Origin of the sequence: Enterococcus sp. AZ104, assembly GCF_050546705.1 — a bacterium.
Taxonomy (GTDB): Bacteria; Bacillota; Bacilli; order Lactobacillales; family Enterococcaceae; genus Enterococcus; species Enterococcus faecalis.
The window spans coordinates 1,254,448-1,268,319 of the sequence record NZ_CP172952.1 but is presented as its reverse complement, the minus strand read 5'-3'; the positions used below and the strand labels follow the sequence as shown (position 1 = coordinate 1,268,319).

The following is a 13,872-nucleotide window of genomic DNA, read 5'->3' as shown; positions in this document are numbered from 1 at the left end:
ATTTAGAGACTTTTTAAAAATCAAAAGCGGCTCTTCTCGCATGCACGAAAAGAGCCGCTAAACGGTATGTTTATTCTAAAAAGTCTTTTAATTGTTTTGAACGAGAAGGATGTCTTAGTTTTCTTAACGCTTTTGCTTCAATTTGACGAATACGTTCACGAGTGACACCGAAAACTTTTCCGACTTCTTCTAGCGTACGTGTCCGACCATCATCTAAACCAAAACGTAAACGTAAAACATTTTCTTCACGGTCTGTTAAAGTATCCAGAACATCTTCTAGTTGTTCTTTTAACAATTCGTAAGCTGCATGTTCAGCAGGACTGGTAGCATCTTGGTCTTCAATGAAATCACCTAAATGTGAATCATCTTCTTCACCAATTGGTGTTTCTAAAGAGACTGGCTCTTGTGCGATTTTTAGGATTTCACGAACTTTTTCTGTTGGTAAATCCATTTCCGCACCAATTTCTTCTGGCGTTGGTTCTCTACCTAAATCTTGCAATAGTTGGCGTTGAATCCGAATCAATTTATTGATTGTCTCAACCATGTGAACAGGAATTCGAATCGTTCTAGCTTGGTCCGCAATTGCCCGCGTAATCGCTTGACGAATCCACCAAGTAGCATACGTAGAGAATTTGAACCCTTTACGGTAATCAAATTTTTCAACAGCTTTCATTAAGCCCATATTACCTTCTTGAATTAAATCTAAGAATTGCATACCACGACCTACATATCGTTTGGCAATTGAAACAACCAAACGTAAGTTGGCTTCTGCTAAACGTTGTTTTGCTTCTTGATCGCCTTCTTCAATTTTAAGTGCCAATTCAACTTCTTCTGCGGCAGTTAACAATTGAACGCGCCCAATTTCTTTTAGGTACATACGCACGGGATCATTAATTTTAACACCTGTTGGCGCAGATAAGTCTTCTGCTTGGGCCTTTTCCGCTTCTTTTTCATCTTTTTTCAAGCTATGTTCACTTGGGTCTCCATTTTCATCGACCACGCTGATACCAGCATCTTCAACTTTTTGGATCAATTTTTCCATAGCTTCTGCATCCAAAGTATACGGTGTGGCTAATTGATTCGCTAAATCATCATAAACCACTGTTCCTTTAGGCTTGTTTTCTTTGATAAATGCTGCCACTGCAGCTTCATATTTTTTACTTGTTTCTTTTTCCATGAAAGAAGGCCCCCTTCATTTTTCGGTTCACGCTTGAAATAACTGATAAATCACTGGGACTTATCAAAATAAAATGAACAAAACGCTTAGTTCTATTCATTATATTGCTTAAGTAAATGTTCGTTGAGCTTTAAGCTGTCGAGCCAATTGGATAATCTCCATTGCTAATTCGGCTTCAAGCTGTTGGTTGCCCACTCGTTTTGCTTCTTGCTGTTGAATCTTTTTCTGCTCAATTGCCTCTGCAATACTCGATAAGGCAATTACATGTAATAAATCGGCAACTTCTCGCTCAGAGCTTTCTTCCGATAAATTCTGATACGCAATTTCAATTGCTAATTGTTTGGTTTGATTATCTTGCAAGAAATTAATAAAATCGGCAATGTCGAAACTTTGATGCAGTGTCGCATAACTTTCTAGCAAGAAATATAATTCTTGGTATTCATCATGAGCGAATGAAAAATCTGGCAATTGTTGAATGGTTTGCCGTACTCCTTGTTCATTCATTAAACGAAATAATAAAGAACGTTCTGCTTTTTGAACTTGGGTTAACGGTAACTTGTTCTGGACGTGATTCTCTTCAAAAACAGGTTCTTCCATTGGTGGTGGCATCATTTCATCTTGATAAAATTGTTGCCTTTCTTGTCGTTGGACTGAACGTTGCTCTTGCTTCAATTGATTGAATTGCTCTTCCAAACTATGAACAGAAAGTTGAAATTCCTGAGCAATTTGGTTTAAATAACGATCACGTTCCAAGGGAGATTGAACATTGGTTAACTCCCGTAACAATTCGTTCACATAATCCAATTGTTCTTTTTCGTTATTCATGTTTCTAGTTAACCGATGATAGTTCATTTTAAAACTAAAAACTGTTTCTCGGCCATGATTGGCTAAATTTTGAAAAGCTTCTGCGCCATATTTCCGCACATATTCATCAGGATCCAGCTTTTCAGGGATGCTGACAATACTCAAGTCAAAATGACTGTTTTCTTGCAATAATTGAATCGCACGGTTTGTGGCTTGAACACCGGCATTATCGCCATCGTAACAAATAACTACTTCCTTAGCGACCCGTTCCAAACGCCGAATTTGTTCATTGGTCAAACTAGTCCCCATTGAAGCCACCCCACTTTTTACGCCTGATTGCCAAGCAGCGATAACATCCATGAATCCTTCAAAAAGCAAGACTGTATTTTCTTTACGAATTTCTTTTCTGGCTTTATCAAAGTTAAACAGCGTTTCTCGCTTATTAAAAAGTGTTGTTTCAGGACTATTCAAGTATTTAGGCATCTCATCCCCTGGAAAATCAGCTGTTTTTAACAAGCGACCAGAAAAGGCGATGACATTGCCTTGGGGATCATTAATTGGAAACATGATTCGTTGATAGAAACGATCCAAAAACGTACCGTTATCTCTTTGGACAAACAGCCCAGAAGGCTCAAAAAGCGTTTCATCCAGTTGTTCATTTTTAAAAACTTGACTTAAGAAATCACGTTTTTGCGGCGCAAATCCAATTTGAAAGGTCTCAATTAGTTCTTGTGTTAACCCCCGCTCTAATAAATAGTTTAATGCGGGTTCGCCAATTTTAGTATTCACTAAAATATGATGGTAAAGTTCTGCGGCTTTACTATGCAGTTGTAACAAACTCCGTCTTTGTTGGTTTTCTGGGGTATCCGCTACTTCACGCGGCTCTGACCAATCAAAGTCCACAGATAAATGTTCCAAATCTGCAACACGTTTCACGGATTCTGGAAAACTAATGCCTTCAATTTCTTGCAAGAAATTAAAAACAGTTCCACCTTTCCCGCAGCCAAAACAGTGAAAAATTTGTTTGTCTTCTGCTACTGAAAATGAAGGGGAACGTTCTTCGTGAAACGGACATAAACCCATATAATTTTTACCGGATTTTTTTAACTGGACATACTGCCCAATAATATCTACTATATTCGTTCGGTGACGAACTTCCTCAATGACTTCCTGAGGAATGCGTTGTGCCATTGTCCTCACCTCCTAAGAATAGCATTGTGCTAACTCATGTGATTGACCGTTTAAAAAACGCACTGTCATTTCAGTGCGAATTCCAATGGACACATTTACACATGATTTATTGTATCACATAATCTCTGTTTTTCAAGTATCTTGTTTCAACTCAACAAAAAAAGAAAGTATCTAGGACAAAAGTCATCCTGACTCCTGCCCCAGACACTAACTCTTAAAATAATCAGTTAAACATCAAGCTTGCTCCGACTTCCTTCAAGATTTAAAGAAGAACTGCATTTCTGGAGACGAATGCTTTTGGCTCAACCTCTGCTTTTTATAAATCTTTAATTGTTTTTCCAGTACGTTTCATTTGTACGAAACCAATTGCTACACGCACCACAATATTAATGGCCATCATAATAAAGAAGAGACCCATTGTTTGCGAAGTTAAGAAACCAATTTCTAAAATGTTGTGGAATAACATAGCTGCTACATAAATACCAATAATGGTACTGAAAACCAAGAAAATGCGTAGTGGATTTAAAGGCAGACATGCTCGAACAACAGCCATACAGCTAATTCCAACTAATAAATAATACATTAACGTCGTGGTGTCTAAAGAAGAAAATCCTTGATTTTGTCCAATCAGATAAACAGCAATGATATTCGCTACAACTAAAAGCGCATTAACAGACGCATTTTTCAAAGCCGTTGGTAAAAACTTCCCGACAACTTTTCGTTTGTCCCCTTCGAAAGATAAGAAGAAGGCTGGATATCCTTCAATTGCTAAATCAATCAAGGTCACTTGAATCGGAATGAACGGGAACGCAATGGCCGTTAAGGCACAAATGATTGAGAGAATAAACGAATAAATCGTTTTAATGAAGAAAACGCTGGAAACTCGGGTTACATTATTTACCACACGTCGTCCTTCAAATAAGACATCTGGTAACGTTGTAAAATCAGAATCTAGTAAAACTAGATTAGAAATTTGCCGAGTAGCGCCATCTCCTTCTGCCATGGCGATACTACAATCCGCTTCTCGTAACGCTAAAACATCGTTGACGCCATCGCCGGTCATCGCCACCACATGCTCTGTGTCTTTCAACTCACGCACAATGGTTCGTTTTTGCTGAGGCGATACACGTCCGAACACTGTGTATTGCTGAACTGCTTCACGCACTTCTGCTTCTGTCGTTTTGGTCGACAAATCAATATAAGACTCATAACCGGGTAGCCCAGCACGACGAGCAATATTTGAAACAGTTACCGGATTATCACCAGAAATTACTTTTAAGTCGATTCCTTCTTCTTTTAGATAAGCCAGTGTTTCTTTGGCATTTTGGCGAATTGGATCGTCAATTTCTAGAATTGCTAATGGCTCTAAATAAGGCATTTTGGTTTCGTTTAACGGTTGTTGTTCCGCAATGGCTAACATCAAGACGCGATACCCATTCTCTTGTGCTGTAAAAACAGCTTCTGGCAACCGACTATCGTCTACCAAACGCTCAGGAGCCCCTAAATAAACTGTCCCAATTTCTGGAAATTCAATAGCCCCCCATTTTCGTTCAGAAGAAAAAGCCAAGACTTCTTTTGCGCCAAATCGATTGGATACTTCATAATGATCACGAATTGCTTGCATTGTAATATTATTATCCGTACTTTCAGATAGGTAGCTTCCGATAATCTGTGGGAAGAGTTCTTCATATTTGTCATGCAAGATAATCGCCTTTTGCACTTTCATTTTACCTTCTGTAATCGTTCCAGTTTTATCTAAACACAAAGTGTCCACATGGGCCAATGTTTCAATTGAGTACATATCTTGTACTAGAATACGTTTCTTGGCTAACTTAATGACACCTGTTGTCAGCGCAATACTAATTAATAGTACTAATCCTTTTGGTAACATCCCTAACAAAGCAGCTGCAGAAGCAACAACAGATGTTTTAATGCCAGCATCTCTTAACCAAAAAGCTTCAACAAATAAAATAATCCCCAGAGGAATAATCACCCAACTTGTAAATTTAGAGACTTTACGAATCGAATTGACTAACTCTGATTGAATTGGTTTATGCACTTTGGCTTCTTGGGTGATTTTCACAGCATAGTTTTCGGCACCAACGTGGATAACACGGGCATAGGCTTGTCCGCTAACAATGAAACTTCCAGAAAGCAAGGTATCGCCGATTTCCTTTTCAATTAAATCTGATTCGCCTGTTAACAACGCTTCATTCGCTTCGACTTTACCGTCGATAACTTCCATATCAGAAGGAACTTGTTCCCCTGCAGAGATAATAACAATATCTTCCATAACTAGTTCTTTTGTATCAATTTCTTGTTGTACGCCATTTCGAACAACATGAACATTTTCTTTTGCCACAATAGATAATTTTTGAACTAAATTACGGGCATGAATTTCTTGGAAAATCCCGATTGACATGTTCACAATAATAATCGCTAAGAAAGCCAGATTGGAATACGCTCCGACAAATAGTAAACAAACAGCGATTGCAAAGTTTAAAAAGTTGAATAACGTCATGACGTTATCAAAAATAATATCTTTTGTAGATTTTGCTACATTTTCCTCATAATTATTTTGAAGGCCTAACTCTTTCTGCTTGGCAACTTCTTCTGTACTTAACCCTTTTTTCAGGTCGACTTTATTCAACATCCAGCTCTTTCCCTACCTTTTCAATTAATCAGTTACATCCCTTCTAGTTTACTTGCATTTTCATGAAACTGCAAGAAAAGCCTAAAAAATTCCTGTAAGTTGAAAGAATTCTTTAGACTTTTCTCGTTTTAATTTAACTTTTCAATAAACCAACGATTCATTTTGACAATTTCCGCATAGAACATATTGCCACCATTTTGATAAAGGTAACCACCATTGTAAACTAACGCTTGCCAACGATAATAACGATATCTCGTATTTTGGTCATTCCCTAGCAACGGTGAAAGGACTTCTCTTGAATATTCTTCTGCTAACTCTGTCGTGTGTTTCCCACCGCGTTCTTTAACAAACTGAATATAATCCAGTCCATAATTATATGCTTGTACGCCTGTCCACTCATCACAGCCAGCTTCTTTTGCTTTCGCTAACGCTTCCGCGAGAAATTTGACGCCATGTGCGATACTTTCTTCTGGTGTTTCAATCACTTCTTGTTGTCCATAAACACTTTCACTGCTCTGCATAATATCGCCAGATTTCCCTTTAGATTCTGTATAGATAATCGCTAAAGCTAATGTTTTGTATTCAGGTATTTTATTTTTTTTGACTTCTGCTTCTACTTGTTTTTCAAAGGTCATTACCGTTTCAACATTTTGATGTATTTTATAGCCAAGATAGCCAAGACCAGCAACTAAACCAACAAACAAAAGTAGCATGATTTTATAAATTATTTTTCTTACTCTACGCATCGAATCATCCAAACTTTTTCTTTTAAGATACGTTCTATGTTACTTGAAATAACTGAAAAAAGCGAAGTTTTTGTTACTTCTTTAGTTTTATTTAATAAAAGTAACTTTTTTGTGAACAAACCGTAACTTCGCAAGATTGAACGTTTTCATCTAGAATAGAATAACAAGTAATTTTGTTCTATTGGCGCTTATTTATTGCATCAAAAAAGCCTAGATAAGAATGAACAAAATTCTTTTCTAGGCTTGACTTTATACAACTTATCTATTCTTTTAACAAACAGTCAAATGTTTTATGGAATTTTTTTCCCAGTCATTTCTTCATAGTCTCTACTCATCATTCTCCAAGCTTTTTCAATATCTTCATTCAATCCAAACAATCCGCTTCTACCAACAATATAAATATCAGGTCCTGCAGCATCAATTCGCTTAAATGAATTTCTATTCGATGAGCCGTCCATTTCAATTACATAACGATACCCTTTTTCTTCACGTAAATTACGAAGAGCAACAATTTTATCAAGTGTTCCTTCAATAAATCGCTGGCCAGCAAAGCCTGGATCAACGGTCATGATTGTGATTTTATCCAACAATTCAATATATGGAAAGATTGATTCAATAGGCGTTTCGGGATTAAGGACGATCCCTGTTTTAAGATTAGCATTGTGAATTTGGTCAATTAGGCGAAATGCTAGACCATCTAAAACCTCTGCATGCATACAAATCCATTCACATTTGATATCTACTAGTTGTTGTACCCAAAAGCTTGGATTCGTAACCATTAAATGGGCAGATACTGGGAGCTTCGAAATTTTTCTTAACTCCTCAATAAACCACGGAGATAATGTAATGTTTGGCACATAGTGACCATCCATAATGTCTATGTGATACGAAGCAACATGATCATTCAAAAAGGTGATTTGTTGTTTAAACTTGTCCAAATCCATCGTCATTAGTGACGGAGAAAATTCAACTTTGTTCATTCTAATTTTCAACTCTTTCTATCTGATTATTTGGTTGATGTTTTTGAAAATTTTTCTAACTCGTTATATTCAGACGTTGACACATCTCTGACAGGCAATATAAATTGCATTAATTTTGTTGCGCTTTTTCATTTTGTTTAGAAAATCTGAATATCTTCCAAGTTTATCTCCTCTTCTTCTTTTTCTACTAACGCTTCCATATCTTTCTCAGTTACATCTTTCTTAATAATAGCTAAAACTAAACCGGTAACCACAGCGTTTACAACAATTGCAATAATGCCAGCCAGCGGTTTACTCATTGTTGGAATCATTAAAACACCGCCAAATGGAACAGTCGCATCTGCCCCTAAGATCATTGTTGTTGCGCCACCCACGAAGCCGCCAATCGCTGTAGCAATGACTCCTCGGACAATATCATTCATAACTAAAGGAATAACACCTTCAACAATGTTAATCACGCCCATTGGTACGGCAGACTTTAACGTTTCAACTTCTAGTTTTGTATAAATATTTTTTCTAAATAATTTAGCAAAGAAGAAAGCTAATCCAAAGCCTATTGGCGTTGCTGTATTTACTAATTGCAATGCTGTAATTGGTCCATTAAGTCCTTCCGCTTGCATTGTCAAAACAAAGGCAAAAACAGTTTTGTTAATGGGTCCGCCATAGTCTATACCACTTAATAAACCAATTACACCACCAAAAATTAATAATGACGAGTTACCTAAGCTATCTAAAAAGTTCGTTAATAATGAAGTAAATGCCGTTATTGGGGTCCCGATAATATATACCATGATTAATCCACCAGTAATTGAGGTTAAAAATGGAATAATTAATGTTGGCATTAACCCTTTCGCCCAATTGGGTAATTTCACATATTTCAAAATAGCTAATACAAGATATCCTGCCAAGTAACCACCTAAGATACCACCAATAAAGCCGGCACCAACTGCATTCGCAGTTAAACCAATAATAAAGCCTGGAGCAATTCCAGGTTTACCGGCGATTGAAAAAGAAATGCCAGTAGATATAACAACCGGAAGTAAGCCTAAGCCAGCGCCACCCATAGTAGCTAAAGCATCCCAAAGCGAAAATTCACCTGGCACCAAGATTCCTTGACTTGAGCCACCAAACCCCATACCAATTGCAATTAAAAAGCCAGCGCCACAGACAATTGGAATTAAATATGAGATTGCTGTTAATAAATGACCTTTAAGATTTAACTCTTTTAGTTTTTTCATTTTTATCCTCCTAAACATTGTTCTTTTCATTTTATTTTCTATTTAAAAAAATTACTGTTGTGGATTTTTCTGTAGAAAATATCCACAATATGCTGTCTTAGTAATTTCATTAAGAGAATGCCTTCACTACATCCTCTGGCGATTTTGATTGAAGGAATTCTCTCACTACTTCATCATTTCCGAGTTTTCTGGCAAACAATGATAATAGTTTAAGATGGCTAGTTGTTTCTTTATGATCATTACCCACAGCAAAAAGAATGATTCCTTTTACGCCATTACCATCTAAAGATTCCCAAGGAATTTCTGTACTATTAATACCAATGGCCACGCCTATTTTTTTTACATACGCACTTTTGCCATGTGGAATGGCTAGATAGTTTCCGATGCCTGTTTGGCCTTCCGCCTCTCTATCATAGATATCTTTTATAAAACCTTTTTCCTCAGAAATATTGCCATTTTCAAGCAAAAGATTGGCTAATTCTTTTAACGCTTCCTCTTTTGTATTTACATTCATATTCGTTTTAACGGTTTTTAAGTCAATGATATCCTTTACTTCCATTACAATTCCTCCTAGAAGATTACTTTTCTTGTGTCATAACTTCTTCTGCTTTTTCAATTAGTTTAGTGGGTGATTTTACAGCAACTTCTGTAGGTACTTGAATGATTCGTTTCCCATCAAAACGCTCTCTTCCAGAAATTTTTACATCAATGGCTAATATAACAATGTCCGCTTCCTTAATTTGTTCATCCGTTAGTTTGTTTTCAATCCCAATGGTCCCTTGTGTTTCTACATGGATCTCAACTCCTGCTTTTTTTGCAGCGTTCTCCAATTTTTCTTGTGCGATATATGTGTGAGCAATTCCTACTGTGCAGGCTGCTACGCCGACTATCTTCATTATTTTTCCTCCTCAAATTTTTCTATAATTTTATAAAAATCTGTTTCTGTTTTTAAACGCAACAACTTTTCTAAGAAGTCTTCATTTGCTAATTTTCTAGTAAATCGACTGATTTCTTTTTTTACTTTTAACTGTTCATTTTCTTTTAGTAAAATGACAATAATTAATTTCACTTGCTTAATGTCTGCCGTCCATTCTTGGATTTCTGTTTTTAAGCCAATCAGATATATTTCACTTTTTTTCAAGAGTGCATTCTCTAAATGTGGCAAGACAACTTGCTCTGCAATCTGATTACTTCCCATCTTCTCACGATTTACCAAAGATTCCTCAATCTGCTTTTTTTCTTCGAGCGTTAACAAAGGTGCTGCTGTTTCTGCAATGAATTGATATACTTGCTGTTTTGAAAGAAGTTCTTGGTTTAGGAAAACTTGGTATAAAGGATTAACGTTCATGATAGATTTCCTCAACTTTTCTTTGTAATCGATACTGATCATCCATTGTAAACATGGCACTTACCAACAATGATTTAATGGGGACCTTTTCCTGTAAATGAATCGTTGTAAGAATCAATTCAATATCAGAATAATCTTTTAATGATTTCTTTATATTTCGTGTGGCAATAATTTCAACAATTTGTAATTCAGGAAATTTCTTTTCAACTTTTACTCTCAATAGTTCTGAAGTTCCAATTCCAGTGGTACACATAATCAAAGTACGAATAGGTAACTGATTGGTTTCAATCATTCGCGCAAAATACAATGTAATAAACCCATTCTCATCTTCGTTTATAGCCGGCAATTGATAGTTTTTACTTACTTGCTTAGAAACTTGCGCAATTTTTCTGAAAATTGTTTCATACGTCATTTTTATTTGATCCAATAAACTATTCTTAACATGTATGCCGTTTTCAAGACGATTTATCATTGGTTTTATATGACTAGCCAATTCAAGAAGTAGCTGATCATTATCAGTTAAAATTTTTAGTTGTGCACTCATTTCCTCTAAATAAAATTGAGTAACTTGCATTACTTTGAAAGAAAAATTAGTTACTTTACTAAATGAACCTTGCATCCTAGAAGAAACCAAATATTGATATAAGTAATAAATTTCAACGTTAGGCAGTCTCTTATTTAAATAAGTTTCAATCTGTTGAATCGTTGTTTGCGCGACCTTTTTGAGGACTAAGTCCTTTGTTAATTCTTGTTCTTCTTCGTTAGATAATTGGTATTTTTCAGAAATAGCTACTTTTCGTGAACGACTAATTAAGATATAAAGATGCGAAAAGATGTTTACGTTATATGGATGTGGAATAGTAATATCCAGTTTTTTTTCAATGTTCCTGACTTGATCTAACGTAAAAAGGACATCATAATTATTAAAATTTAATGCTTTGTTGTTTCGAAGATCCTCAATATCGATAATGTTCAACAGTTGTATTCTATCGGAAATGGCTTTCCTGATAGCTCTTTCCTCACCGATAATTGCCAACGTTCGATTTTTCCGTTTGAGTGTTAAATCATATTTCTTTAAATCTTCGGATAATTGTTGTTCATCGCTAAATATCACAGAATCGCCAACATAATATCTTGCAAATAATTCATAAACATTTTTAGCTTGTGGAGAAGCTAACAACAATTCCTCCAGAATTCGATTGCGTCTTTCCCTTGGCGAAAAATCACTTTCTTTTTCGACTAAATGTCGATTCTGTTCCATAAATCGTTCATAGTCTAGCTTGTATCCTCGTCCTTTCTCAGATAATATGAGTGAACCTTCTGAAAATTCATCGTTAATTTTTTTTATCAAACGATAAACTGTCTTAGGAGAAGTACTTAGGCAGTTTGCCAATTCTTCTGCAGTCATATAATCTTGTTTTTTTGAGAGAAGTAACAACAATTTTTGTCCACGTTCTTTTTTCGAACTCATAGCAACCCCTCCTTGATATATTTATTATAATCCATATAAAAGAAAACGCTTCCTTGTTTTCTGTCCGTTACATTGGCCATTTTTGTGAGTGGTTAAAGTGTTCAATTATGCGAAACTTTCTAAGGCTATTTATAAATAAAAATCTGCAGAGCAAGCGATTTTGAATTACTGGCTCTACAGGCACTAATACTTTCAAAGAATACAAAAAAGGGCTGCCTTACGGCTAGCCCTTTTTTACTTTTATTTTACGGTAACATTTCCGATTACATCATTCATTGAAGTCGTTTGACCTGCTTTTTGTAAATCGTATTGAGCAACAATATCTTGATTTGTGAAAACAACAATTAAATCTGATTTTTTGCCAGCTTGTTCTAATGCCGCTAAATCAATGGTTGCAATTTTATCGCCTTGTTTTACAACTTGGCCTTCTTCAACATGTAATGTAAATGGTCCACCTTGTAACTCAACAGTATCTAGACCCATGTGTAATAATACTTCAATGCCTGAATCTGTTTGGATACCTAACGCATGTTTTGTTGGGAAAATGCTAGTAATTTTACCAGCAACGGGTGTTGAAACTTCGCCGTCTGTTGGTACGACAGCAAAACCGTCACCCATCATTTTTGCTGAGAAAACATCATCTGGTACTTCAGAAATAGGAATAACTTTCCCATTCGCTACAGAATATAATTCAGTTTCTTTTGTTGAAACCGGTGCTTTTTCTTCAACAACTGGTTGAGAAACAGGTGTTTCTTTGACTGGTGTTGCTGGCGCTTGGTGGTTATATAATCGTTGCATTTCGTCAGCAACAAATTGTACTTCCGTACCAACGATCACTTGGATATTGGTGTCATCAATGACTTTCACACCAGGAACCCCAGTTGCTTTAATTTTTGCTTGATCCACTTTGCCTGTATCTTTCACTGTTAAGCGTAAACGAGTTGTACAGTTATCAATAGAAGTTACATTAGCATCAGCGCCTAAACCATCATAAATACGACGAGCTAGAGAAGCAAATTTGTTGTCGCCTTCTGCAACATCTGGCGTTTCTTCGCCATCGCCTTCTTCACGTCCTGGTGTCATTAAGTTAAACTTAGTGATTGCAAAACGGAAACCGAAGTAGTAAATTGCTGCAAAGACAAGTCCTTGAACCACCAACATCATTGGATGATTCGCGACTGGGTTTTTCAAACTTAAGAAGAAGTCTACAAAACCTGCACTAAAGGCAAAGCCAGCTGTCCAATGCATAAACGCAGCGAATGCTAAAGAAATACCTGTAAAGACTGCATGTAAAACATATAAAGGCCAAGCAACGAACATAAATGAGAATTCTAAAGGTTCAGTTACGCCTGTAAAGAAAGCCGCAAAACCAGCAGCTAACATTAATGAAGCTGTAACTTTTTTCTTCTCAGGACGTGCACATTGATAAATTGCAAACGCACCTGCTGGTAAACCAAACATCATTACTGGGAAGAAACCAGCTTGATACATACCCGTTTGTCCTACAATTGCTTTACCAGTATCTAACGCTTGTTGACCAGCTAAAAAGTTCCCAATATCATTGATACCAGCAACATCAAACCAGAAAACAGAATTCAAAGCATGGTGTAAGCCTGTTGGAATTAATAGTCGGTTAAAGAAACCATACAAGCCAGCTCCTACGAAACCTAAGCTAGAGATTCCTTTACCAAAAGCAACTAATCCGTTATAAACAACTGGCCAGAAGAAGAATAAGACAGCTGAGATTGCTAACATCGAAATAGCTGACATAATAGGAACTAAACGTTTTCCACTAAAGAATGATAAAGCCATTGGCAATTTCACACCAGAGAAACGATTATACATTGCCGCGGCAACTAAACCAGCGACAATCCCGACAAAGACATTGTTGTCCATGCTGTTGAAGGCTGGGTTTACTTCAGCAATATCCTTGAAGCCTTTAATGGCTTGGATAGAAGCAGGCGCTAAAACAGTTTTTGGCACTAAATAAGCGACTAAACCAGCTAATGCTGCCGATCCATCTTTATCTTTTGACATTCCTAACGCTAAACCAACCGCAAATAATAATGCTAAGTTGTTTAAGATAGCCAAACCACCATTCATTAGAAAAGTTGTGGCTGGACTAGCGCCGATTGTTCCCACGATCCAGTTAGCAATACCGACTAATAAAGAAGCCGCCGGTAATACAGCAACTGGTAACATTAAAGAACGTCCCATTCTTTGCATATACGCTTTCATTATACGTAACTCCTCACATAAACTAT

Annotated in this window: 11 protein-coding genes; all 11 read right to left on the bottom strand. The window is 36.5% G+C overall.

Going from position 1 to position 13,872, the window contains the following annotated elements; all coding sequences use genetic code 11:
* Window positions 1-70 precede the first annotated feature (70 nt).
* Complete coding sequence (gene rpoD, locus IGJ37_RS06130; RefSeq protein ID WP_002360364.1) at window positions 71-1,177, bottom strand: RNA polymerase sigma factor RpoD; 1,107 nt, start codon at window positions 1,175-1,177, stop codon at window positions 71-73.
* Window positions 1,178-1,285: 108 nt separating this feature from the next.
* Window positions 1,286-3,172 carry a DNA primase gene (dnaG, locus tag IGJ37_RS06125; RefSeq protein WP_033593062.1) on the bottom strand — a complete coding sequence of 629 codons (1,887 nt, stop codon included), beginning with the start codon at window positions 3,170-3,172 and terminating at the stop codon, window positions 1,286-1,288.
* 316 nt (window positions 3,173-3,488) lie between these two features.
* Window positions 3,489-5,825 (bottom strand): cation-translocating P-type ATPase, encoded by a 2,337-nt coding sequence (locus IGJ37_RS06120; RefSeq protein WP_002371171.1) that lies wholly within the window; start codon window positions 5,823-5,825, stop codon window positions 3,489-3,491.
* A 128-nt stretch (window positions 5,826-5,953) separates the two neighbouring features.
* Window positions 5,954-6,571 (bottom strand): lysozyme family protein, encoded by a 618-nt coding sequence (locus tag IGJ37_RS06115; RefSeq protein ID WP_002380274.1) that lies wholly within the window; start codon window positions 6,569-6,571, stop codon window positions 5,954-5,956.
* 290 nt (window positions 6,572-6,861) lie between these two features.
* The gene (alsE, locus tag IGJ37_RS06110; protein ID WP_002396372.1) at window positions 6,862-7,551 is read right to left on the bottom strand and encodes a D-allulose 6-phosphate 3-epimerase; all 690 of its coding nucleotides are present in this window, start codon (window positions 7,549-7,551) and stop codon (window positions 6,862-6,864) included.
* A 137-nt stretch (window positions 7,552-7,688) separates the two neighbouring features.
* On the bottom strand, window positions 7,689-8,789 hold the full coding sequence (locus tag IGJ37_RS06105; protein WP_142963603.1) for a PTS fructose transporter subunit IIC: 1,101 nt from the start codon (window positions 8,787-8,789) through the stop codon (window positions 7,689-7,691).
* Window positions 8,790-8,898: 109 nt separating this feature from the next.
* Window positions 8,899-9,348, bottom strand: coding sequence for a PTS sugar transporter subunit IIA (locus IGJ37_RS06100; protein ID WP_002396374.1), 450 nt, complete (start codon window positions 9,346-9,348; stop codon window positions 8,899-8,901).
* Between the two features lie 19 nt (window positions 9,349-9,367).
* A complete protein-coding gene (locus tag IGJ37_RS06095; protein WP_002357651.1) occupies window positions 9,368-9,685 on the bottom strand; it encodes a PTS fructose transporter subunit IIB in 318 nt (105 codons plus the stop codon).
* A complete protein-coding gene (locus IGJ37_RS06090; RefSeq protein ID WP_010709411.1) occupies window positions 9,685-10,137 on the bottom strand; it encodes a PTS sugar transporter subunit IIA in 453 nt (150 codons plus the stop codon). The genes IGJ37_RS06095 and IGJ37_RS06090 overlap by 1 nt, the downstream gene beginning before the upstream one ends.
* Window positions 10,127-11,608 carry a BglG family transcription antiterminator gene (locus tag IGJ37_RS06085; RefSeq protein WP_002408520.1) on the bottom strand — a complete coding sequence of 494 codons (1,482 nt, stop codon included), beginning with the start codon at window positions 11,606-11,608 and terminating at the stop codon, window positions 10,127-10,129. The genes IGJ37_RS06090 and IGJ37_RS06085 overlap by 11 nt, the downstream gene beginning before the upstream one ends.
* A 240-nt stretch (window positions 11,609-11,848) precedes the next feature.
* Entirely contained in the window at window positions 11,849-13,846 is a 1,998-nt protein-coding gene (gene nagE, locus IGJ37_RS06080; protein ID WP_002374894.1) for an N-acetylglucosamine-specific PTS transporter subunit IIBC, read from the bottom strand.
* Window positions 13,847-13,872: the final 26 nt, after the last annotated feature.

Coding starts and splice junctions, on each gene's coding strand:
- rpoD (WP_002360364.1), bottom strand. CDS start 1,177: ATGGAAAAAGAAACAAGTAAAAAATATGAAGCTGCAGTGGCAGCATTT.
- dnaG (WP_033593062.1), bottom strand. CDS start 3,172: ATGGCACAACGCATTCCTCAGGAAGTCATTGAGGAAGTTCGTCACCGA.
- IGJ37_RS06120 (WP_002371171.1), bottom strand. CDS start 5,825: ATGTTGAATAAAGTCGACCTGAAAAAAGGGTTAAGTACAGAAGAAGTT.
- IGJ37_RS06115 (WP_002380274.1), bottom strand. CDS start 6,571: ATGCGTAGAGTAAGAAAAATAATTTATAAAATCATGCTACTTTTGTTT.
- alsE (WP_002396372.1), bottom strand. CDS start 7,551: ATGAACAAAGTTGAATTTTCTCCGTCACTAATGACGATGGATTTGGAC.
- IGJ37_RS06105 (WP_142963603.1), bottom strand. CDS start 8,789: ATGAAAAAACTAAAAGAGTTAAATCTTAAAGGTCATTTATTAACAGCA.
- IGJ37_RS06100 (WP_002396374.1), bottom strand. CDS start 9,348: ATGGAAGTAAAGGATATCATTGACTTAAAAACCGTTAAAACGAATATG.
- IGJ37_RS06095 (WP_002357651.1), bottom strand. CDS start 9,685: ATGAAGATAGTCGGCGTAGCAGCCTGCACAGTAGGAATTGCTCACACA.
- IGJ37_RS06090 (WP_010709411.1), bottom strand. CDS start 10,137: ATGAACGTTAATCCTTTATACCAAGTTTTCCTAAACCAAGAACTTCTT.
- IGJ37_RS06085 (WP_002408520.1), bottom strand. CDS start 11,608: ATGAGTTCGAAAAAAGAACGTGGACAAAAATTGTTGTTACTTCTCTCA.
- nagE (WP_002374894.1), bottom strand. CDS start 13,846: ATGAAAGCGTATATGCAAAGAATGGGACGTTCTTTAATGTTACCAGTT.